General features: G+C 42.0%; 22 protein-coding genes and 1 tRNA gene. 9 read left to right on the plus strand and 14 right to left on the minus strand.

Annotated features, from left to right (window positions below; genetic code table 11):
* Positions 1-25: 25 nt before the first annotated feature.
* From VFA52_02470 to VFA52_02500, 7 genes are all read right to left on the minus strand, one after another.
* The gene (locus VFA52_02470; GenBank protein HZS43063.1) at positions 26-712 is read right to left on the minus strand and encodes a hypothetical protein; all 687 of its coding nucleotides are present in this window, start codon (positions 710-712) and stop codon (positions 26-28) included.
* Between the two features lie 583 nt (positions 713-1,295).
* Positions 1,296-1,607: an MGMT family protein gene (locus VFA52_02475; GenBank protein ID HZS43064.1), complete on the minus strand. Its 312-nt coding sequence runs from the start codon at positions 1,605-1,607 to the stop codon at positions 1,296-1,298.
* Positions 1,607-2,086: a hypothetical protein gene (locus tag VFA52_02480; protein ID HZS43065.1), complete on the minus strand. Its 480-nt coding sequence runs from the start codon at positions 2,084-2,086 to the stop codon at positions 1,607-1,609. The genes VFA52_02475 and VFA52_02480 overlap by 1 nt, the downstream gene beginning before the upstream one ends.
* Positions 2,087-2,107: 21 nt before the next feature.
* Positions 2,108-2,341, minus strand: coding sequence for a DUF4342 domain-containing protein (locus VFA52_02485; GenBank protein ID HZS43066.1), 234 nt, complete (start codon positions 2,339-2,341; stop codon positions 2,108-2,110).
* Between the two features lie 54 nt (positions 2,342-2,395).
* Positions 2,396-2,908, minus strand: coding sequence for a hypothetical protein (locus VFA52_02490; protein ID HZS43067.1), 513 nt, complete (start codon positions 2,906-2,908; stop codon positions 2,396-2,398).
* A 30-nt stretch (positions 2,909-2,938) separates the two neighbouring features.
* Positions 2,939-3,490, minus strand: coding sequence for a DUF1697 domain-containing protein (locus VFA52_02495; protein ID HZS43068.1), 552 nt, complete (start codon positions 3,488-3,490; stop codon positions 2,939-2,941).
* Between the two features lie 102 nt (positions 3,491-3,592).
* On the minus strand, positions 3,593-4,309 hold the full coding sequence (locus VFA52_02500) for a histidine phosphatase family protein (protein HZS43069.1): 717 nt from the start codon (positions 4,307-4,309) through the stop codon (positions 3,593-3,595).
* Positions 4,310-4,472: 163 nt separating this feature from the next.
* On the opposite strand from VFA52_02500, the gene VFA52_02505 reads away from it, so the two are divergent.
* Positions 4,473-5,282 (plus strand): phosphoglycerate mutase family protein, encoded by an 810-nt coding sequence (locus tag VFA52_02505; GenBank protein HZS43070.1) that lies wholly within the window; start codon positions 4,473-4,475, stop codon positions 5,280-5,282.
* A gap of 659 nt (positions 5,283-5,941) precedes the next feature.
* On the opposite strand, the gene VFA52_02510 is transcribed toward VFA52_02505, so the two are convergent.
* A complete protein-coding gene (locus tag VFA52_02510) occupies positions 5,942-6,562 on the minus strand; it encodes a class I SAM-dependent methyltransferase (GenBank protein HZS43071.1) in 621 nt (206 codons plus the stop codon).
* 85 nt (positions 6,563-6,647) lie between these two features.
* Between VFA52_02510 and VFA52_02515 the strand changes: the two genes are divergently transcribed.
* On the plus strand, positions 6,648-7,208 hold the full coding sequence (locus tag VFA52_02515) for a hypothetical protein (GenBank protein ID HZS43072.1): 561 nt from the start codon (positions 6,648-6,650) through the stop codon (positions 7,206-7,208).
* Between the two features lie 175 nt (positions 7,209-7,383).
* Here VFA52_02515 and VFA52_02520 read toward each other — a convergent pair.
* The 5 genes from VFA52_02520 to VFA52_02540 form a co-directional block, all read right to left on the minus strand.
* Positions 7,384-7,454 (minus strand) — tRNA-Gln (locus VFA52_02520).
* A gap of 258 nt (positions 7,455-7,712) precedes the next feature.
* Entirely contained in the window at positions 7,713-7,838 is a 126-nt protein-coding gene (locus VFA52_02525; protein ID HZS43073.1) for a hypothetical protein, read from the minus strand.
* 65 nt (positions 7,839-7,903) lie between these two features.
* Complete coding sequence (locus tag VFA52_02530; GenBank protein HZS43074.1) at positions 7,904-8,101, minus strand: cold shock domain-containing protein; 198 nt, start codon at positions 8,099-8,101, stop codon at positions 7,904-7,906.
* Between the two features lie 180 nt (positions 8,102-8,281).
* Positions 8,282-9,919 carry a CTP synthase gene (locus VFA52_02535; GenBank protein ID HZS43075.1) on the minus strand — a complete coding sequence of 546 codons (1,638 nt, stop codon included), beginning with the start codon at positions 9,917-9,919 and terminating at the stop codon, positions 8,282-8,284.
* A 733-nt stretch (positions 9,920-10,652) separates the two neighbouring features.
* A complete protein-coding gene (locus VFA52_02540) occupies positions 10,653-12,896 on the minus strand; it encodes an O-antigen ligase family protein (GenBank protein ID HZS43076.1) in 2,244 nt (747 codons plus the stop codon).
* A gap of 20 nt (positions 12,897-12,916) precedes the next feature.
* Here VFA52_02540 and VFA52_02545 point away from each other — a divergent pair, with 20 nt between their 5' ends.
* Positions 12,917-13,996, plus strand: coding sequence for an NAD-dependent epimerase/dehydratase family protein (locus VFA52_02545; GenBank protein ID HZS43077.1), 1,080 nt, complete (start codon positions 12,917-12,919; stop codon positions 13,994-13,996).
* Positions 13,997-13,999: 3 nt separating this feature from the next.
* Positions 14,000-14,842, plus strand: a complete 843-nt coding sequence (locus VFA52_02550; GenBank protein ID HZS43078.1) for an FkbM family methyltransferase — start codon at positions 14,000-14,002, stop codon at positions 14,840-14,842.
* On the opposite strand, the gene VFA52_02555 is transcribed toward VFA52_02550, so the two are convergent.
* Positions 14,839-15,762 (minus strand): glycosyltransferase, encoded by a 924-nt coding sequence (locus VFA52_02555; protein ID HZS43079.1) that lies wholly within the window; start codon positions 15,760-15,762, stop codon positions 14,839-14,841. The genes VFA52_02550 and VFA52_02555 overlap by 4 nt on opposite strands.
* A gap of 35 nt (positions 15,763-15,797) precedes the next feature.
* Here VFA52_02555 and VFA52_02560 point away from each other — a divergent pair, with 35 nt between their 5' ends.
* Genes VFA52_02560 through VFA52_02580 form a run of 5 tightly spaced genes read left to right on the plus strand, consistent with a single transcriptional unit; the run spans position 15,798 to position 20,585 of the window.
* Positions 15,798-16,736: a glycosyltransferase gene (locus VFA52_02560; protein ID HZS43080.1), complete on the plus strand. Its 939-nt coding sequence runs from the start codon at positions 15,798-15,800 to the stop codon at positions 16,734-16,736.
* Between the two features lie 3 nt (positions 16,737-16,739).
* On the plus strand, positions 16,740-17,498 hold the full coding sequence (locus VFA52_02565; protein ID HZS43081.1) for a hypothetical protein: 759 nt from the start codon (positions 16,740-16,742) through the stop codon (positions 17,496-17,498).
* A complete protein-coding gene (locus VFA52_02570) occupies positions 17,491-18,225 on the plus strand; it encodes a class I SAM-dependent methyltransferase (protein HZS43082.1) in 735 nt (244 codons plus the stop codon). Before VFA52_02565 ends, VFA52_02570 begins: the two co-directional genes overlap by 8 nt.
* Before the next feature lie 15 nt (positions 18,226-18,240).
* Complete coding sequence (locus VFA52_02575; protein ID HZS43083.1) at positions 18,241-19,350, plus strand: NAD-dependent epimerase/dehydratase family protein; 1,110 nt, start codon at positions 18,241-18,243, stop codon at positions 19,348-19,350.
* 2 nt (positions 19,351-19,352) lie between these two features.
* Complete coding sequence (locus tag VFA52_02580) at positions 19,353-20,585, plus strand: glycosyltransferase family 4 protein (protein HZS43084.1); 1,233 nt, start codon at positions 19,353-19,355, stop codon at positions 20,583-20,585.
* Positions 20,586-20,587: the final 2 nt, after the last annotated feature.

Below are 20,587 nucleotides of genomic sequence, written 5' to 3' on the forward strand. Positions count from 1 at the left end.
TGCAATCTGAGACAGAGAACTTGAACTACTTGCGAGCGACGAACACGAAGAGGTCGTCAGCGGCCCAGAAGTGACCCGGCTCGCCAAGGTGGCCGCAGAGCCACTGCCCGACATCATTGTGAGCAACATCGAACACGAGCGGATAGCCGTCCGAATCCCGAATATACTCCATTCCGATCCAGAGGCATTCACCACGGGGCTGATCCTTGTATTGCAACCGAAGTTGCGGACCAACTTCAGCCGGACAGAGTCCTAGACCGATTTCTTTGGCACGAGCATAAATGTCTCTTTGGATGGCGCCCTCTTTGAAGTAAAGATCGGCAACTGAAACTACAACGAGGTCGATGTTGTGCATCTTTTTAGCAACTGTGAAATCCTTCTGATCAAGAACATTGTTTCCCCAGCCATTGATACGATACCCATCGTTTTTTAAGTCACGACGAAAATCGTCAGCGGTCCGTAGCGGTGTTCCGATAACAATACTCTTCCAAACTTTAAAGTTTGCTTTAAAGTGTGGTAGAATCAGACGCCGAAAGTCGTCGCGTTTGATCTTGCCGAAATCAGAAGTGGCAATTGCTTCGGCAAAGTCGGCAAAGTGACCGCTTTCTAAGACGCTTTGAAGTTTTTTATGATTGACTCCTTTATCGTCCAGGATTCGGATTATCTTTCCAAGCTGATTTGGTGTAAACACTATACTGTCATCTTTCTTCATGTGGATTCCTCCAGTTGAACGCTGTCTTCCTTTCGGAAGGAGCCTAGTTTAGGTTGATGTTGCCTTACTTGTATAAGGAACTGTTCTTCAATAATATACCATATTTATCTAAAAAATCAAGTCGCTGACAAAACAAAAACCCCTCTTTTGAGGGGTTTTTGTAAGTAGGAAGAAGATCCTTATCTTCGTCGGCGCTTGGCGGCTTTCTTGGCCTTTCGCTTTGGAGCCTTTCGCTTTGCGGCTTTTCTCTTTTTCTTTGCCATAGATTTTTTTATCGTCTTCTTCATTTCCATCCCTCTAAAGAAGTTGCGAATGAAACGAATCCGACGAGAGATTATTTTTTAATAGGTTTTCCGATAAAAATTTTTCGACCCCTGCCTAATCCCTTAAAACAGGAACAAAAATTTTTCCGAAAACTTAATATAATTATCTAACACTGACACTCAATTACAATGGCTTAAGCAATTTAAGTGTGGATAACTACATTTTGGGAACAGGAGAGTTTTTGAACAAATTACAGAAATGTTTTTGAAACTTTTCAGTAAAAATAAAATTTGAGAATTATTTTTAATTTCTGGTTGTGTTAGAAATCTAGTAAAACATCTCGAAAATTTTCAATCCGATCTTTTTTATTTATCTTAATTCCTTCTTTTTTATAAAGTGCCAGTCGCCTCTTCCGATGACGAGCGCTTACCCAAATCCGTCCATCAGAATAAACAATGCGATGGAAAGGGATTTTGGCTCCCCGCTCATATGCCTTGCCTAAAATAGCTGTTACTGAACGAGCTGATTGTCTGCCGCCTCCGGCGGCGCGGGCAATGCGCCCGTATGTACTGACTCGGCCGGCCGGAATTGAAAGAGCGATTTTCACTACCCTCTCACTAAAAGTGGTCATTAGTGAACGACGATACAGTTCTGGTAGAGATTTCCCCCTACATTTAAAGAAGCTTCGTCCCCTTCCACATAGAAGGAGTTTTTGGCAGATTCAAAGAGGTGGGGGCTCGAAGTACTCTGGTTTAAGGTCATTTCACTTTTATCACTAAAGACAATTCTGACGTTCGGCTGATTAAAATAAGCGGTGAAAGTTTTGCCGGCATCACATTTGAAAGTGCTAGAATTCTGAAGATTAGGTGTGTAATCTGGGCCGGTACTTCCTCGTATGACCGTATGGATATTCACTGTTCCGGAAGTCTGTCCAGAAGTCTGATTGGCTGATTGAGATTGATCTGTTGAAGAAGTGGCCGTAAGTGAAGTATTTATATTAGAAGCAACATCTGCACGATGCGAATGTAGATAGAAGCCACCGCCAATTGCTAGAGCGGCTACAATGATTATAAGAAGAGGAATAATAAAACCTTTTTGGGAATTTTTCATAAGATAATGATTAATGAGTGATTATTTTTTCTCGACGACAATTGAGCATTTAGTAAGCATGGCTGCCGCTGCTCCAACGGCAGCCAAAACCGGGGCAATAATGACACCAATAGCTCCCACAGTTAAAGGAATTTCCAAAATACTTTCTCCTTTCTCATTTTTAATACTGATGCGACGAATATTACCCTGACGAACCAATTCCTTCACTTTCGCCAGAAGTTCCTCGCCGTTAATTTTAAATTCTTCGGTAGCCATCAGGAAATTATAGCACTTTTTAATTTGAGGTGGCCGCTTCGCGGCCACCTCCTCCTAACTCTTAGAAATCCTAAAAGTAAATCGATAGTCGTTTGGACTGATCGGGGCACTCGCCTTTTTTATCGGCGCCACATTGATAAGCTCTCCCGTCCACCCATACATATTAATCGGTTTATTAAGTTCTGCTGTTTGGGTAGTAAATAGCTGTCTTTGCTGGAGCTTGATATTAACCTTGACAGTTCCTGCCCAAATACAATTAACATCTACCGGACAGCGGCTATCTTCTACTACCTCTACAACCGTGGCAGTAATTCCACTTCTAGTTACGCTCTGATTTAGTCCGACCGTAAATGTGTCCGGACTAACTGCGCCGATGGAAGTGGTTGAAGAAGCGCTGGAAGTTGAAGTGGGCACAAATGGATTTGGAGAAGAGGTGGCGGAATAGTCGGTAGAAGTAGCTTCGCCTCCCAAGCCGCTAAAGGTAGTAGCACCCCTATTCATCAAATACAAAAGAGTGGCTAAAAGCACAATAATGATAATCAACCAGATAAGAAGCCTTTTTGTCATATTATATTCGACTCTTTAATTAGTTTAATCTTACACCCTAGCCGTCTCGGACATCAATGCATATATTTTTCGAACGGAATTCGGGTTGCGAATGGTCATCTGCCGATAAAGCTCGCTGCCAACCATCCTTTTTACAATCCGACTCTTGTTAAAATTTTTCCGATCTATCCTCCAGATTAGGGCACCCTTTACGTATTTAATATCTTCGATTTTCGAATTGAAGGGCAGCTCCTTCACCAGACTCTTCTTATCAATTCCCCGCCACAGAAACATTACGTCGCATTTCACCTTCTCATCATTAATCCAGATTTTCGGAATGGTTTTGACTATTTTTTTAATCTCTCCGAGGTTCTTCAATAGCACTCTGATAGGCATTTTAAAATCTTTCTCTATAGTTTTCTCAATCTTTCTGGTCAGATTTTTCTCATTTTTTGACATGGCTTGAAAAATAATATTGCCGGAATTAATAAAAGTTTTAACATTTGAAAAACCCAACGCTCTGAACGTTTCCGCCAGTTTCTTCATCTCCACTTTCCGATTACCACCGACATTGATGCCGCGAAGGAGAGCTACATACGTCATAAGAATCCATTTATAGAAATAATATTAACTAATTTTAAATAAAAAGACTCGTCTTCTGCTTGCGCATGATGACTGAGTCTGACTTAACCGAGAGAATACTTTTTAGGCCAACACTTCGTTGTACTCTCGTAACTCGAGGCGATTCGTGAATGGATCGAACTGGTAGGTTGTAACACCACAGTTCTTGGGCGATTGCCCCGGAGGCCACTTCTCCGCTTGATCATATTCCCAATGCTCAAGAAGAGCTCGGAAGCATCGGATGGTTCCTCCGTGAGTCACCACCAAAACCTTCTGTCTGGGTTTTGTCCGAAAAATCATGTCCAGAAAGAGTTCGACTCGACTACACATTTGAGCCAAACTCTCACCACCGGGCGGAGCGGCCATAAAACCTCCGAATGTCTCCCAGTATTTTCGCAGATATGGGAAATTCGTTTCCACCTCTTCCTCAGTCATGTCATAGGTATATCCCGGATCGCGTTCCCGAATCTGCATTCGCTGACGCAATTCGATCTTTTCACGTTCCTCGTTAGTGTACGCTTGAAGAATCCCCTCTCGCGTGCGATTCGTACGAAGGTAACCTGAAGTGTAAGCGTAGTCGAAAACTCCGAATCTTTCACGAATTTTTGATCCTAATCGCAGAGCATGCTCCCAGCCTGCCTCCGTCAGATCGATCTTGTGATCTGGAATTCCGACCACCTTACTTCGGGCATCGTCATCGGCAAAATATGTTGAGCCCTTCTTTGCTTCGTTCCGAAGTGATTCTGCGTGGCGAACCAGCACCAGAAGCGCTGGCCGGCGCATTACTTTATCTTTGTCCATTAAATTGTTCTTTCTTTTGTTGTTCTAATTCGAAATTAACACCTTAAGACAAGAGTGTCAATTTCATTTAAGAGTTGCTTTTAGAGCAGTGTTGGAACTATTTTTGAAAATATGATAAGTTCGAAATAGAAATCAACAAAAGAAAGAACATAATAATATGGGGATGCCAAACAACCTTGTCTTAGTCCGACATGGTGAATCCGAAGGAAACATTGCCGTGGCCCGCTCCAAAAAGGGCGATCACAGCGCATACGAAGGCGACTTCAAAAATCGTCACAGCTCCTTGTGGAGACTCTCTGCTTTAGGAGTTAAACAAGCCCAACTTACCGGTGAGTGGATCAGAGAAAACGTCACTCATATCAGACCTCAATTCCACCGATTCTATACATCGGAGTATCTGAGGGCGATGGAAACAGCCGCCTTGCTGGATATACCTGAGGCCAAGTGGTTCACGGAATTCTATCTTCGTGAAAGAAACTGGGGATCACTCGACAGGGTTTCGGTGAAAGAACGAGAAGAAAAGTTCCAGGAAGCGATGATGGAAAGAGAGATTGATCCGTTTTACTGGACTCCTCCCAATGGCGAATCGCTAGCGGAGCTTTGCCTGCGGGTTGATCGAGTGCTTAATACCCTCCATCGAGAATGTAACGGTCAGAACGTTATCATCGTTTGTCACGGTGAAGTGATGTGGGCGTTTCGAGTACGACTGGAGCGTATGTCTCAAGAGCGTTTTCGAAAGTTGGATCAATCGAAAAAGCCAAGTGACAGGATCCACAACTGTCAGGTCATTCACTACACCAGAATCAATCCATTTAGAATCGGAGCTCCTACCTCTTCCTATCTAAGTTGGATGCGATCAATCTGTCCGTGGAACTTAAAGTTCTCAACCAAGTGGCACCAAATTAATCGCCTCCGATACTCCAACGAGGATCTACTGGAGAGAGTGAAGAAAACCAAACCGCTAATACACTGAGAGATTGACCGAAAACACGAAAGTGTGAGTAGGTTATTTTATTTTTTGAGCTAGCTGTTTGAGGCGATGTTAGAACCTATCTTAGGTTGACTCAATCTTTTCTTTAAATTAACCTGAGGGAAGATGAATGCAATTTGTTGGCTTCTGGGCCATAGAGTTAAAGGCAGGCTGCTTCACATTTGGATTGATCCAAACAAAAGACCAGTTTGGGAAATATGCTGTTGGAATTGCCCTGAAGACTGGGATTGCCGGAGACATGTTTGGCAGACGTGGTGTACAAGATGTCTAGCCCCTGGCAAATATCTTGATAAAAGAAATCTCTACCAGAGAACCGTTCCTTGCTGGATTAATCGTTGGAGAAACCGAATCTTCTTTGCTGTAATGCCATTAATTTGGCAATGGAGGTATCGACGAGAAAACCGAGAGTTTGAGCTAATTACTATCGGTTGGCTTGACGGCCGAAGTGCTCTTGCAACAGCTTTAAGCCAGAAGGAAAAGAATCCCGTTAAAGTCGCTGATATGGTTGAATATCTCAACCAAAAAGCTAAAGAAAAATTTAGGGCCTTCGACGACCGATAATTAAATATTAATCGGTCATTTTATTTAATTTCACTAGCTGCCCGTCTGGTAGGAGGTTGGAATTTTCTATAATTCCCTTACTACTTCCTCGTGTTCTTTTGTCCAATAATCTGAAGCCAGTCTGTTCTGCCAACGGTTTTGATATTTCGATACATAACATTTAATTTACAAATTCTAAAGTAATTCTCAAGCTCATCCATTCGATAATAACTAAAAAATCTCGCGTAATCATATCCGTAGTCATTCTCTGTCACAATTTCTTCTTCTCTTCCATTAGGACGCATCCCTTTTACAGCAATATAAATATATCCGTTTACTTTCAAAACTGAAACGAGTCTTTCTATAACGTCCACAATTTCTTTTTTTGGTATATGCAGGAGAGAGGCTTGGGCAAAGACTCCATCAAAATGAGTCTTCAGAGTCCCAACATCTTTCATATCCATAATATGAAAAGTGGCGAGTGGAGCTTGTTGTTCTGCAATTTCTAAAAGTTTCTCTGAAAAATCTACTCCGATGACTTTCATTCCTCGATCGATTAAATACTTTGACTTAACTCCGGCTCCGCATCCAGCATCTAGGACTACGTCACCAGACTTTAGCAATGAGATAAAATGATTAGTACCGTCAATCCACCAATCATCAAGGTGATGATCTTGGAACCAATCTGTGGCGATTTTATTATAGGTCTCCTTTAGATTCACCTATTAATTATATACGAGCGGCCGTCTGGTAGGAGGTTGAACTTTCTTATCTGTATGGTAATGTCGAATTAGAAGGAGTTAGATCTTGAAATTAATCTTACCAAAAACCTTAGTGCCAGACTCAGAAATTAATGGCGGCATATTCTTTCTCGCTGGTCCCATTAAGGGAGGAGATGATTGGCAGAAGGATTGCTGTGAACTACTGGAGCAAAAAATTGGTCCGGACGTGACCATAGTCAATCCTTGTCGATACGCGGAGGACCACCCTCTCTACCGATATAAAATGGCCGGAAATGAAAACTATTTTCCCCGGCAGACTCTTTGGGAAAGACATTACTTGGCTCGTGCTTCTGTGGGGGGATGTATCCTTTTCTTTTGTCCTTGCCAAAGCTTAACGAATCCGAGAAAGGATAATCAACCGTATGCTCGCGACACCTACGGGGAATTGGGTGAATGGCGAGGTCGTTTGATGAATAACCCAAACTTGAATGTTGTGGTTGGAGCTGCCACTGGATTCCCCGGTTACAGTGTGATCCAGACAAACTTTAATGAGGCGCTGAAAACTCATTTCCACATTCATGTCTCTTTGGATAAAACCGTTGATGCCGCAATCGAGAAATCTCATCTCGCTATCATCCCCGAGTGATAGCGATTTTATTTTTTGCTGCGGGTCAGGGAAAAGATTTCACATTGTCGGAATATTGGAGTGTGGAGGCTCTTTAGCCATAGAATTACTCTCCCCTGCTGGTATTGTTCGAGAGTTCGCTGACACAACACCGAGTAAAATTTTGAATATGAAAATATATTCAAAATTTTACTTGCTGCGGGTCAGGGACTCGAACCCCAATACCATGCTCCAGAGGCATGTGTCCTACCATTAGACGAACCCGCAATATAATAATTGTAACTGATTTGTCAGGCACTCGGTCACAAATAATTTTCTGCTGAAAATTTTCGCGACCCCGCCTCACTCGCCCAAAGCCGTTAAGGCGAACTCCGGCCTTGCGCTTGGGCCCCACCCCAAGCTCACCCCAATGCCATGCTTCAGTGAGGCATTCCTACATTAGACGAACCCGCAATGTATGAAAGAAGCAGCCGCCAAAGGCGGCTGCTTCCAAGATATCGTTTTTTTAAATGAAAATCAATTCATTTAGTGGCTCTTCCTCCCCAGATTATGGGTGATTCGGCGTTTGACGTTCTTAATCTCTAAACGCTTCTTAGTCTTTTTTGATCGGCCGGTCTTATTGCGAATATCAACTGATGCTCTTTTAGCCATGTAATTAAAATAAATTATTAATCTAAAAAGAAAAAACCGTCCTCTGGACGGTTTTTTCTTTAAGGTTAGGCTCGGGCTACGTTTGTAGCGGATGGGCCTTTGTCACCATTTGTGACGTCAAAAGTGACGGCATCGCCGGTTTTCAACTCTTCAAATGTAACACCTTTTAGTTCCTTGGAGTGAAAAAACAGATCCTTTTCCTCGCCTTCGCGAGCAATGAATCCATATCCTCTATCCGTCAGAGTTTTAATTGTTCCTGTCATAAGATTTTTAGACTTCAATACTGAAGACTCGACTGCGTCTCCGATAACTTATCTTCATTACTAATTAATGAAGATATGTTCTCGAAAGTTAAGTCAGTCGTCTAAAACGGCCTCAATAAACCAAGGAGATTAGTTATGCTCTCATGTTAGCAGGAAATAAAAGATTTGTCAATCTTTCTTCTATTTTTTCTTGGTGCCGGCCGCTTTAATAAAAGCGGTAAAAAGAGGATGCGGTCGCAATGGTCTGGCTAAAAATTCGGGATGAAATTGAGTGCCGAGAAAAAACGGATGAGCTTCTTTTGGTAATTCGGCGATCTCCATCAATTTACCGTCAGGTGAGGTGCCAGAGAAAATCAGACCGGCTTTTTCCAGTGGCTCAATATAATTATTGTTTACTTCGTAACGATGACGGTGCCGTTCGGAGACTCGAGCTTCGCCGTAAGCCAAAGCCGCCACAGTCCCCTTCTTTAATTTGCACGGCCAAGCACCCAGTCGCATTGAGGCACCGTATCTTCCCTCTTCCATATGTTTTTTCTGGTGCTCCATTATGTCGATAACCGGATTTTTAGTTTTTGGTTTGATCTCGGTAGTATGAGCGTCTTTTAATTTCAAAACATTTCTGGCAAATTCCACTACCATTAACTGCATTCCGTAACAGAGACCGAGATACGGAATCTTATTCTCGCGGGCAAATTGAATCACCTTTAGTTTTCCATCTATTCCAGTTTCTCCGAAACCGCCCGGAACCAAAACGCCGTCATAATTTTTCAATTCTTTTACTTTAGCCGGACTAGCTTCAAAATGTTTGGAGTTAAGCCAAGTCAATTTCACTTTTACTCCCGCTTCGTAGGCCGAGAACTTGATGGCTTCAATAACAGAGACATAGGCATCAGAAAGAACGAAGTTCCCCGTATCAAAGTATTTCCCGACAACTGCAATATTAACTGTCTTTTTGCCATTTTTGGAGCGACGGACGAAAGTTGCCCAATCTTTTAGATTAGTTCCGCGCTTTTTAAGTTTCAACAGGTTGGCAATATGATCTCCTAATTTATCTTTCTCGAAATTCAGAGGCACATCATAAATACTTTCAATATCGGGAGCGGAAATGACATTCCCCGCCGGAATATTGCAGGAAATGGCCAGTTTTTCCTTGCGTTTCTTATCAAGTGGCACTTCGCTGCGGGCAATAATCAAATCCGTCTGTACTCCATAGGAGTTGAGTTGGCGAATAGCATTCTGGGTTGGTTTAGTTTTCATCTCGCCGATATTGTTTGGGATCGGCAGGAAACTAACCATAATAAAAAGAACGTCTTCCGGATGCTTCACTTTAAGTACGCGGGCAGCTTCAATAAACATGATGTTCTGATAGTCGCCTACTGTGCCACCAATTTCAATAATAGAGATATCGGATTTGTTACTACGGGCCGCATTCTGGTACCGATGAATGATTTCATCTCGAATGGTGTCGGCGTCAATGCATCGGCCGCCAAAACCGAGAGCTCTCTCCTTATCAATCACATGTTTGTAAATCATGCCGCTTGTCATGTAATCGGCGTTGGAAAGATCCCGGTTCATGAAGCGTTCGTAATTGCCCATGTCCTGATCAGTTTCCAGACCGCTATTTAAAACAAAAACCTCACCGTGTTCGGTGGGGTTCATGGTGCCGGCATCAACATTCAGATATGGATCGACTTTGATGATGTTGACGTTGAAACCTTTGGCGGCAAGGATAGTGCCGATAGAAGAGGTAGTGATACCTTTGCCGACGCCACTCATGACGCCTCCGATGACAAAGATATACTTATGGGTTCCTCGCATTAATTCATTCTACTGGAAAGCTCCGGATCGGCAATTGTGGATATCTATTCCGATTGACTTAATGACGAGGGATTGTAATATCAAATACAGAATGACTAGTCCTGCTAAAAAAGCGTTAGCTTTTGCCATTGTCTTTTTACTTCTAGGAGGTGCCTTAGCGTTAGTCGTCGAGTACCGTTTATGGGAGTATCATTTACATTTATGAGAAACCCCGACGAAGAATCTCAACCCGCTCTGACTATCCTCGCCTCTCTCAGTATCGGCATTTGCTTTCTCTTCATCTTCATACATCTATGGGCGGCCCGTCTCAAAACCGAAAGACAGACTGAGGCAAAAAGAAAAAACTAGGAGCTGGTGCGATGAGAGCACCAGCTATTTTATTTAGAAAGAGCGGCGCCTGCGGCGTCGCTCTTTTCTTCCCTATTCTGCCCATTTATGGTTAGCGGGTGCTAGCTCCAAAGTAAACATCTTATGTGAGTGCAGCCGCTAACCGTAGATAGGTACAATTCCCCCGTATTATACCGAGACCGGTGCCCAAAAACTAGTCAGTTTTTGGGCAGCTTTATAGAGAGGGTTGACGATGTTGCATTTTAAGGCGAAGTATGCTATACTATAGGCAATGTGAGAGCTGATTATTAATGGTTAGCTCACCACAAAGTAAACATCGCAAAAGGGCCGCCGCAAGGCGGTCCTTTTGTTTTCTAGTCAAGAAAGCCGCCTACGGCGGCTCTCTCTACTTAATAGGCAACGGATTCTTCCCTGCCCTAATCTGGCTAATATAGCCATCAAGCTGGCTAAGATATTCCGGATGAACTTTCTCCAACTTTTGAATCTCTAAAATAGCGGCATTGGACTGGCCCATTACCATGTAGAAACCGGCTGCTCCTAAATAATTCTGCGGATCACTGGAACTTGCTGCCTGTCGAGCGTGATAAATATCGATTGCGCTCTGATATTGTTTGGCTATGAAGTAGGCTTTCAATAATCGGTCATCATTTAAAACTGTCATGTCAGCGCCCTGAAGAAGGTTTTTAGCTTCGGCGAAATGCCCGGTATAGATAAGAGTCATGGCGTAAGTGGTATGCGCCTCATCATATGAAGGAGCCGAGTCATAGGCTTTCTTTAAAATATTTAAAGAGTCATTGTTATCTCCTTGAGCCAAATAATTTAAACCCAATTCAAACATAATTGACTGCTTGGCTGGAGACAAGGACAGAGCCTTCACCAGATATCCATTAGCTTTCTTAAGCGAGTCTTGATCTCCAACGTGATCTAGGGCATAGCCGTAAAAAAGAAAGTATCGAGCGTCATTGGGTGTCCGTTTCAGCTGATCATCCATTTGATTTTCGGCGAAAGTAATGATTTTGGTTTTTGTACCAACATCTAAATTTTGATCCGAAGCAACGGCTGGCAGAACTAAAAGTATTTGCTCGCGAGCTTCAGCTGAACCAAAAGTGTGTGGGATAAGAGCTCTCTGGAAATCTGAATAGATGGCGCCGACATTACCTGACTGTTCATCAAGCAAGGCTTGAATAAGAGCGGCGGAAGCAACGTAAGGGCGATAGACTCCAAACCACAGAGCGCAGATCGCCACAATGACAACAATTGGAGCCAGAGCAAAGTTGGCGACATCAGGATGAATAGTCCGATGATTTCTAACGGCATGAATGTGTTCAAACTGCACTCGATTAATGTAAGCCATCATACTGAAGAAGAGAATGTAACTCGTTATGCTGTCGAAGACGAAGAAGTTGTGAATGAAATAGGCGATCAAGAGACCCGTTAAGATGGCTTTCTCTTCCAAATTAAAATCGCTATTTCTTTTCTTCCACAAGGCATAAATTAGGATGCCGAACATAGCTAAATATGAAAGCAGGCCAAGAATACCGCCTTGCGTCAGCCAATCTAGAAATACATTGTGGGCTCGGTCAAACCATTGCTCCTGCCCATACATGGCCGGTGTGTAATAAAAATTGAAAATATAGTTGAAATTTTCCTGCCCCCAACCAAGAATTGGCCGTGCCTCAAAACCTTTGAGAGCCGCTCCCCAAATAAGCAGACGTCCACCTCCTCCAGCCCCCGATTCGGCATATTCTTTGATATGACCGGTTAAGAGAGCGTCCACCGGCTCGGTTAAGCGAGAAAATGATGAGTGATTCTTTATTAAAGGAGTGTTCTGAAAAGCTACAATGAAAACCAGAGCCACAACTATTAATCCCAAAAGAGAGCGGCCGGCATATCGAATAACTTTTTCTTCCTTTTTAGAGAAAGCAAAAACTATGGCAATTAAAACAAAACCACCTCCTACTCCCAACAAGGCACTTCGCGTACCAGTTAAAAGTAGAATGTAGAAATCGAAGATAATAGCTAGAACATATCCCCCACTGATCCATTTCCAATTTGCACTTCGGCTTCTCACGGCACGCATCATATAAATGAGCAGCAAGAAGATATTGAAAATCATCAGAGCGCCAAGGTAGGTGGAATTACCAAGAGTGGCATCTATTCGTTCTATGCCACTATGAAAATGCTGGTAGAGTCCGACAAAACCAAGAACAATTCCAATTGCAAAGATGAGGTGAAAAAGACGATTCCACAATTTCCGACTGTTTAAAAGCGAGCTGGCTACGAAAAATAGAGCCCAAAGATGGAGAAAGGTAATGTAACCTTCCATTCGCTCAAAGTTACTCCAGAAACTTTTGTAAAAATTTTCACCAAAAAGATCGGCAAAAAACATGATGACCATGAAAAGGCTGACGGCGATAACAATCGGGCTTCGCCAACGTGGTCGGTAATTAGTATCTCGAAAAGCTAAGATGGCCCAACAGACGAAAGCAATTTCCACTAAAAGCCTGAAAATAAAATTTTTGCCGGTAATGTACGGGAAAAAGAGCGAAGTGCTAACAATCAGGGCAAGAAGCGGCAGCAAAAAGAGACACGAAATGCCAATATATCGGAGAGTTTTGTTCAGAGCCATGTGCTAAAATATAGCATAAGATGGCTCAAACTAAAACTATTTTAATCACCGGCGGTGCTGGATTTATCGGTTCCCATCTTGCTCTGACGCTAAAAAAAATTAACCCTCAAAATGAGATCATTTCTCTGGATAATTTCAGCCGAAACGGATCAAGATTAAACATTCCAAAATTAGAAGCGGCAAGAGTTAGGGTTTTGGAAGAAGATGTTAGAAATCGGGAAGCAATTCTTTCCCTGAAAAATATTAATTTAATAATTGATTGTGCGGCAGAACCCTCGGTAATGGCTGGTCGCGATGAGAAGGTCTTAGAAATAGTTGACATCAATCTTAATGGAACCATGAATTCTCTGGAATTGGCCCGACAACAAAAAGCCGATTTCATATTTTTATCCACCAGCCGAGTCTACCCTATTGAAACAATCGATGATCTTAAGGTTGAAGAGACGGAGACTCGTTTTAATTTAAAACCTGATCAAAAGATTACCGGCGTCTCGAAGAATGGAATTAATGAAGACTTTCCGTTACAACCTGAAAAGAACCGCACCCTCTATGGTGCCACTAAACTGGCGGCGGAATTTTTAATCAGAGAATACGCCACAAATTTCGGAATTAAAACCGTTATTAACCGCTGCGGCCTAATCAGCGGAGCGGGTCAGTTCGGTAAAAGTGACCAAGGTGTCGTGGCGCTGTGGGTAGCCTCCCATTATTTCGGAAAACCTCTTTCATATATTGGTTATGGCGGAACCGGCAAACAGACGCGGGACATTCTTCATGTAGAAGATCTATCAGAGGCCATAGACTGGCAAATCAGAAATCTAGAAAAAAGTAATGGCCAAATCTTTAACCTAGGCGGTGGCTTAAAAAATAGTTTGTCTTTAAGAGAAATGACCAATATTTGCCAAGAGATAACTGGTCGGAAAGTTTCCATATCACCTGTTAAAGATGGGCGGGCGGGCGATATTAAAATATATATTACTGACTATAGTAAATTCAAAACTCTTTCGGGATGGGAACCGAAGAGAACGGCAAAAAAGACGGTGACTGACCTTTTTAAATGGATTTCGGAAAATAAGAATGAGCTTGAAAAGGTTTTAACTTAAATTATGTCTCGATACCCCACCTTAAAACTGAGAGAAAGAGAGATCCCTAACTATGAAATCTTTCAATGGGATATTGAAGATAATCTGCCACAAATCATTGGTGGGAAGAGGTCAAACGTTATTGTTGTGGGTGCATGGCGAGGCGAGGAGATAATTTCTTTCCTTAAATGGCCCAATCCAAACATTTGGGCGTTTGAACCCAATCCTCACAACTTTCATTATCTTAAAGAAAATTATAAAAAGAATAAGGAGGTCCACTGTTTTAATTGGGCTTGTGGAGAGACGAACGGTGTAACTAATCTATATGAAGCTAATATTACCGGTAATGATTCCCTGCTCGAGATTAGAGAAAGTGAAAGAATAAAAATCAAAAAAATACATAAAGTGGAGGTGCGGAGGCTAGATAGCATTGAGAGTCTTGCTGGGAGGGATTTTGATCTACTCTGGATTGACGCGCAGGGATTTGAGCTTCCGATTCTCAAAGGAGCGGGATCCTTATTGAATCAGACAAAAGCCCTTTTTTTGGAGTTGAATGAAGACGACAGAACTTACAAAGAATCCACGCGGGCCCTAGATTTAGAGACATTTTTAAAGGAAAAAGGATTTTATAATGCCCATCAGGAAAAACACGATGAAACCGGAAGCGGCCTGGCCCTTTTCTTAAGACATGAGATAAAAACTACTTTTTTTGACCAGCAAAATATTGATTTGAGAATAAAATCTTTAATCGAGAACCGTAGACAATTTATCTTTATTCCGACCAACCCATTTTTTAGATTTCTGCGTAAGTTACTTCCGGAGAAGATAAAAAACAAAATAAAAAGACACCTTAAAAAAACTCATTAGGATTTTTGGTAATACACCCTGATAAAGTGGTTCAGAATTCTTCTAATTAGCCAGAAAGGATACCTAACTATGGCATAAAGCCACCAATAAATTGGATCGATGTAGCTTTTCCGGTGAGGAGCAAGCAGATCTATATTGATCCACTTATCGCCATTCAAAACATTCTCAATATTGTATTTTCTGGCCCGGAATAAATACAAGAAATCCACCTTTCGATAAGATCCGTAACGTAATTCCACTACCGTTCGTTCAATTTTTGACAAAGATCCTTTGCCGGTTGAAATTCCGCCGCCAATATCCAAATAATAGCCGAGCTGGCCCTGACATTTGACTCCGTCGAATTCGGTTGACATTCTGGCCGAGAAATCAAAATCCGCGGCCGAAAAATATTGCTCGTCAAAGTAGCCGATTTTTTCATTCACTTCTTTGCGCCACATATAATAAGGGCCGAGCGGCATGCTTCTAATGAATTCCCTCTTATCGAATTCCGGCAAAGTAATATTTCGTCCGGTTTTTTTCTGCCATTCGTTCACCATAATGAAATCTCCATAAGTAAAAGCTGCTTCCGGATGAGCATCCAAGGCTGATTCTTCTAGAGTCAGGGACTCCGGCGTTCTTAAATCATCTATATTCCAGATGCAAAGATACTTTCCTTTGGCCGCATAGATACCGCGATTCATGGCTGCCGCTACATTCTCGTTGGGTCCCACAACATAATTCAATAGGCCCGGATTTTTAACTTGAAAATCAGCCACCATTTTCTTTTCTCTTTCATTGGGATTGTAATGAACCAGCACCACTTCTACTCTTTCTCGGTTAGTCTGAGCGGCCAGAGAATCCAGAAAAGCCGGCAGGAGTTTCTCCCCGTTTTTATAACAAGTGGTTATGGCGCTAATTTTAATTTCCCTATCATTTTTCATGCTTTTTTAATACTATACAATATTAAATGCAGGGTATGAAAATCATCGCCTTATTGCCAGTCAAAAACGAGGAATGGGTTTTGCCTTTTTATCTAAAGTCAATGCAAGAAATTGCCGATGAAATAATTGCGCTGGACGACAATTCAACTGACCAGTCACGACAGATTTTAGAATCAGCTGGTGTAAAAATAATTGAAATGAGTGAGGATGAAATATCAACCGAAAAGACGGTTAATATGTCGAGGCGCCGCAATCTTCTTCTGAGTGCCGCCCGCCAAGCGGGCGGCACTCATCTTGTTTTCCTCGATGCTGACGAAATTTTTTCCAAAAATTTTTCAAGAGATGGACGAAAAATAATTTCTGGCCTGAAGGCTGGACAAAAACTTTCGATGCGATGGGTTACTCTTTGGAAGTCAGCTCCGTACGAGAGGGTAGATGGAGCTTGGTATAATTTATATAAAGATTTTATTTTTGCCGACGATGGTCAAGCTACTTTTGAAAATAAAAACTTATCCGAAGGAAGAACTCCCGGTTCAAATGATCAGGACTTAAAGTTTCCGTCGGAAAAAGGAGTAGTCTTTCACCTTCAGTTCTTGGCTTGGAATAGAAATTTATACAAACAAGCTTGGTATCGAATGCAGGAACTGGTGGATGGTCGAAGGAATGCCAAACGAATAAATCATACTTATTCCATCACTTTGGACTCCTCTAGAGTTAAGACAGGTCCCTTGCCAAATGTATACCAACAAGAGTTGAGAGGAATTTCCTCCCTAACTGCTAATTATTCGGAATATAAAAAAGAGATTTTGAACTTATTCGATCAATATGGAATTCTTTTTTTTGAGCCGCTCGAAATTTGGCACATCTCTGATCTTAAAGATGAATTTCTAAAAAGGGTAGGCCGATTACCCAAAAGTCAGACATACGGTCCGATTTTAGTAAAATTAAACGCTCTAAGACATAAGTTTAACTAGCCAATGATAAAAATTGCGGAAAAACCCATCTTGCAGATTCTTTCAGGGCTTGGTTCGGACAAGAAAATATTGGATGTGGGCGGTGCTATCGCTCCGTTCAAGCGGGCAAATTATCTTATTGATTATGTTCCCTACGAATCAATTAACTGGAGCCAGTTAAAAGGTGATGGGGAGACTTGTTTTTCCAAAGAGACCTATAAAGAATTTGATATTTGTTCCCGCGCTCCGTTTCCCTTTCCGGACAAATTTTTTGATTACAGCATCTGCTCGCATGTGCTCGAAGATATTCGAGATCCTCTATGGGTCTGCTCGGAACTTATTAGAATTAGCAAGGCCGGGTATATTGAGATCCCTTCCAGAATATACGAAACCACCTTCGGCCTGGAAGCTAGGGGTCTCGCCGGAGCTTCTCACCATCGCTGGATTATAGAATTAAAGGGGAACATTCTTCAATTTACGTTTAAGTTCATGCACGTTCATTCCAAGGTGGTGAATAGAAGTAGAATCAGACTTCAGAGAAATGATCCTAGCAACTATCTGCGTTTGGAATGGCAAGAGTCATTCATCTACGAGGAAAACTGGCTAAATAGCGGGCCAGAGGTGTTTGAATATTTTCTCGGACGACCCATAGATGAAAAAGAAAAATGGAAAATTTATCGAAAACTTGACCCTCGCCCTTTTCCCTTTCCGTGGCTAAGTTATCTTAAGAATACCAATTTTATTTTTTCGGCAATCTTCAAGGCATTTAAAAGAAATGATTAAAAAGGATTTGGAAAGTTATAAAGTGCATGACGTTGATTACCAGAGTGTTTTTGATTTGAAGCGATCTCTGGAGATCGTTAAAAGATATGATGAATTAGATACGTATGCTCAAAACGGTTTTAAAGCGGCCGTCGAGAGAATTGCCGGCAGTATTGACACTCATATTGACATTGGCACCGGCACGGGGTGGTTGCTTTTAAAGACTGCACCTTTCTTTTCAAAGGTAATTGGCATTGAGCCGTCCGAGCATGCCGTTGAGACGGCCAAGGAAATAAACAAAAATTCAGCGAACGTTCAATTTATAGAAGCGGATATGATTGATGGATTGAGAAGGTTGGAAATAGAAAAACCGGTTTTTTTAACGACTGCCATTGTTCTCTCACATATTAAGGATTACTACGTTCGAGAATTCCTGAAAGAAATTAACGTGCTGCCAACGGGCTCTGTTCTATATTTTCATGAACCCTATGATTTAAATATCCAGCAGAGACTTTGGTATATTCGCAGTAAGGAGTGGTGGGCCAGAAATCTTTCGGAATGGCAATTGGAATTCTGGGATTTGGCGGGAGAATATAAATATGGGATTTTCGGGCGAAAAGTCGGTCGAACGGAAATAAAGAATACATATCGGATGAGATTCTACGAGAAGGTTGGTTGGTTTTTTAACGGCTTGTGGAATAAAGTTAAGCGCCTCGGTAGAGCGGTTAAAAAAATATTCAACAGATGATAGACTAAAACGAATATGAGCCCCAATAAAGATTTTTGGTTCGGCAAGCGTGTATTGGTAACGGGTGGAGAAGGCTTTGCCGCTTCGCATCTTATAAAAGAACTCTTGAAAAAAGAGGCAGTGGTAGTAACAACCATTAGACATAATCGGCCGCTCCGAACTCTAAAATTGCTTTCTAATGATGACGCTTCGCCGGATATTGAGAATTGTGATCTTCTTAATTATCAGGAGATTAGGCGGATATGTGATCGCCACCAAATAGACACTATCTATCATTTGGCGGCCACAGCTATTGTTAGTGACGCAGCTAACTCCCCTCTTTCGACGGCGGAAAATAACATTATTCCCACTCTTAATCTTTTAGAGGTCGCCAGGATCAATAACATTCCTAGGGTTATTGTCGCCTCGACCGATAAATCCTACGGCGACCACGCCACGGATAAATTAGAGCCGTTGCCTTATAAAGAAGGATATACACTGCGGGGCCTTGATGTATACAGTGCTTCAAAAGTCTCGACTGACATGCTGGCTCAAATGTATGTATTTCAATTCAATCTGCCGGTGGCCATCAGTCGGGCCTGTAACTTTTTCGGTCCCGGAGATCTGAATTTCACTCGGCTGATTCCTCGAACCATCATGAGGCTTCTGGCCGGCCAAGCTCCGGTTATTAATCTTGGAAATGAAAAAGTTTTAAGAGAGTACATGTATGTTGACGATATCATCTCCGCTTATTTAATTCTGGGAGAAAGACTCGCAGACTATTACGGGCCCAACCAAAGCAATATTCCAAAAAGCGGGCACACTATCTATGGCTGGCCGGCTTTCAACTTTGGCTCTTATACTAAAGAGGAAACGACTCATCTTGAAAAATGCACGAAGATCAGAAGTGTTCAGGAAGTTATTAGTCTGTTAGCGGCAAAAATAACTAACATTAAACCGGTAACCATAGAAAAGCCGGCCAATTTCATCGAAATTCCGGATCAATATCTTGATTCTTCGAAAATCAGAGGGCTCGGATTTAAACCAAAAGTGGAATTTGAGGAAGCGATTGATCTAACTCTGGCATGGTATAAGAAAAATTATTCACTCTTGGAGAAAAATGCCTACAAATATCTAAATGATTAGGGATGTCTCTCTCTGAATTTAATAAAAAAATAAAAAGTCAGAGAAAAATCTACTGGCTGCTGCGAGAATGGTATGTCGTTTTTTATATAACTTTTTCCAGATGGCTGGACCGGCCAGCTTCCAATTCCAAAAAAAGAATCCTATTTTATCACGATGATATTCTCGGTTTTGGCGGAACGGAGAAGTTTCTCCAGATATTGGCGAAATATTTAAATAAGGAAAAATATGATGTCTATCTTTTATATAAGAATTTCAGGGAGATAAAATCCGGTTATGGAGAAAGATTAAATTACGTCAGAGAAGGTGGAGTAATTACCGTTCCTTTTGATCTAAAAGAGAAAAACCCTAATCCCCCTTTTTTCATAAAGGGTATGAATCCTGAGATAAAAAAGCTGCTAAAGACCCTGAAAATTAATTTATTGGTGGTAGCCGGTACGGGCGCTGCCCTCTATCCTTTCAGTGCAATTAAGAACATTCCGATTATTTTATTAAATATATTCGGGCAACCCAATGTTCAGGATAATATCCGCTTTCACCTTTGCATTTCCAAGGAAGTGGCGGCCAAACTCTCTCCTATCGTGCCGGAAAATAAAATCAAAGTGTTGCCAGTTCCTTCCGAAAGACCACCAGCTGAGTCAAAAAAGATGGGAGAAGACCTGAGAAGACAATTTAATATTAAGGAGACCGATATGGTCTTCGGACGAATTGGCCGGACGGATAACGGAATTTTTGACAAGATCGGCATTGGTGCTTTCAAAAAAGTAGTGGCTGAGAATCCAACCGCTCACTACCTTATAATGTCTCCCCCTTCGAAGTTGAAAGAAATTGTTCAACAAGAAGGAATTCCCAATGTTCACTTTCTGCCTTCTTCGTCCAGTGAAAAAGACATCTGGGCATTCCATCAATCTATTGATGCTCTGGCGCACTTTCGTCACGACGGTGAATCATTTGGCCTGAATATTGTTGAATCAATGCTTTGTGGAAAACCGATTATCACTCATCGCTCTCACATCTGGAATGCTCAATTGGAGTATCTGGAGCCGACATTTTCACGAGTGGCAGACAAAGATGACGCGGAGCAGTACGCGAATTTTATGGAAGAATTTATTCAATTGAAGAAGGCGGGCCGGCTCGAGGCTTTGGGAGAGGCGGCCCGCCAGAAAGCGGAAAGATTTTTGATTGAAAATAACATTTCTCGTTTTGAAAAGTGGCTTGATGAATCTGTAGTAAAATAAAG

It is taken from the genome of Candidatus Paceibacterota bacterium, from assembly GCA_035652395.1.
Lineage (GTDB): Bacteria > Patescibacteriota > Minisyncoccia > Phycocordibacterales > CAJBRS01 > JADGRH01.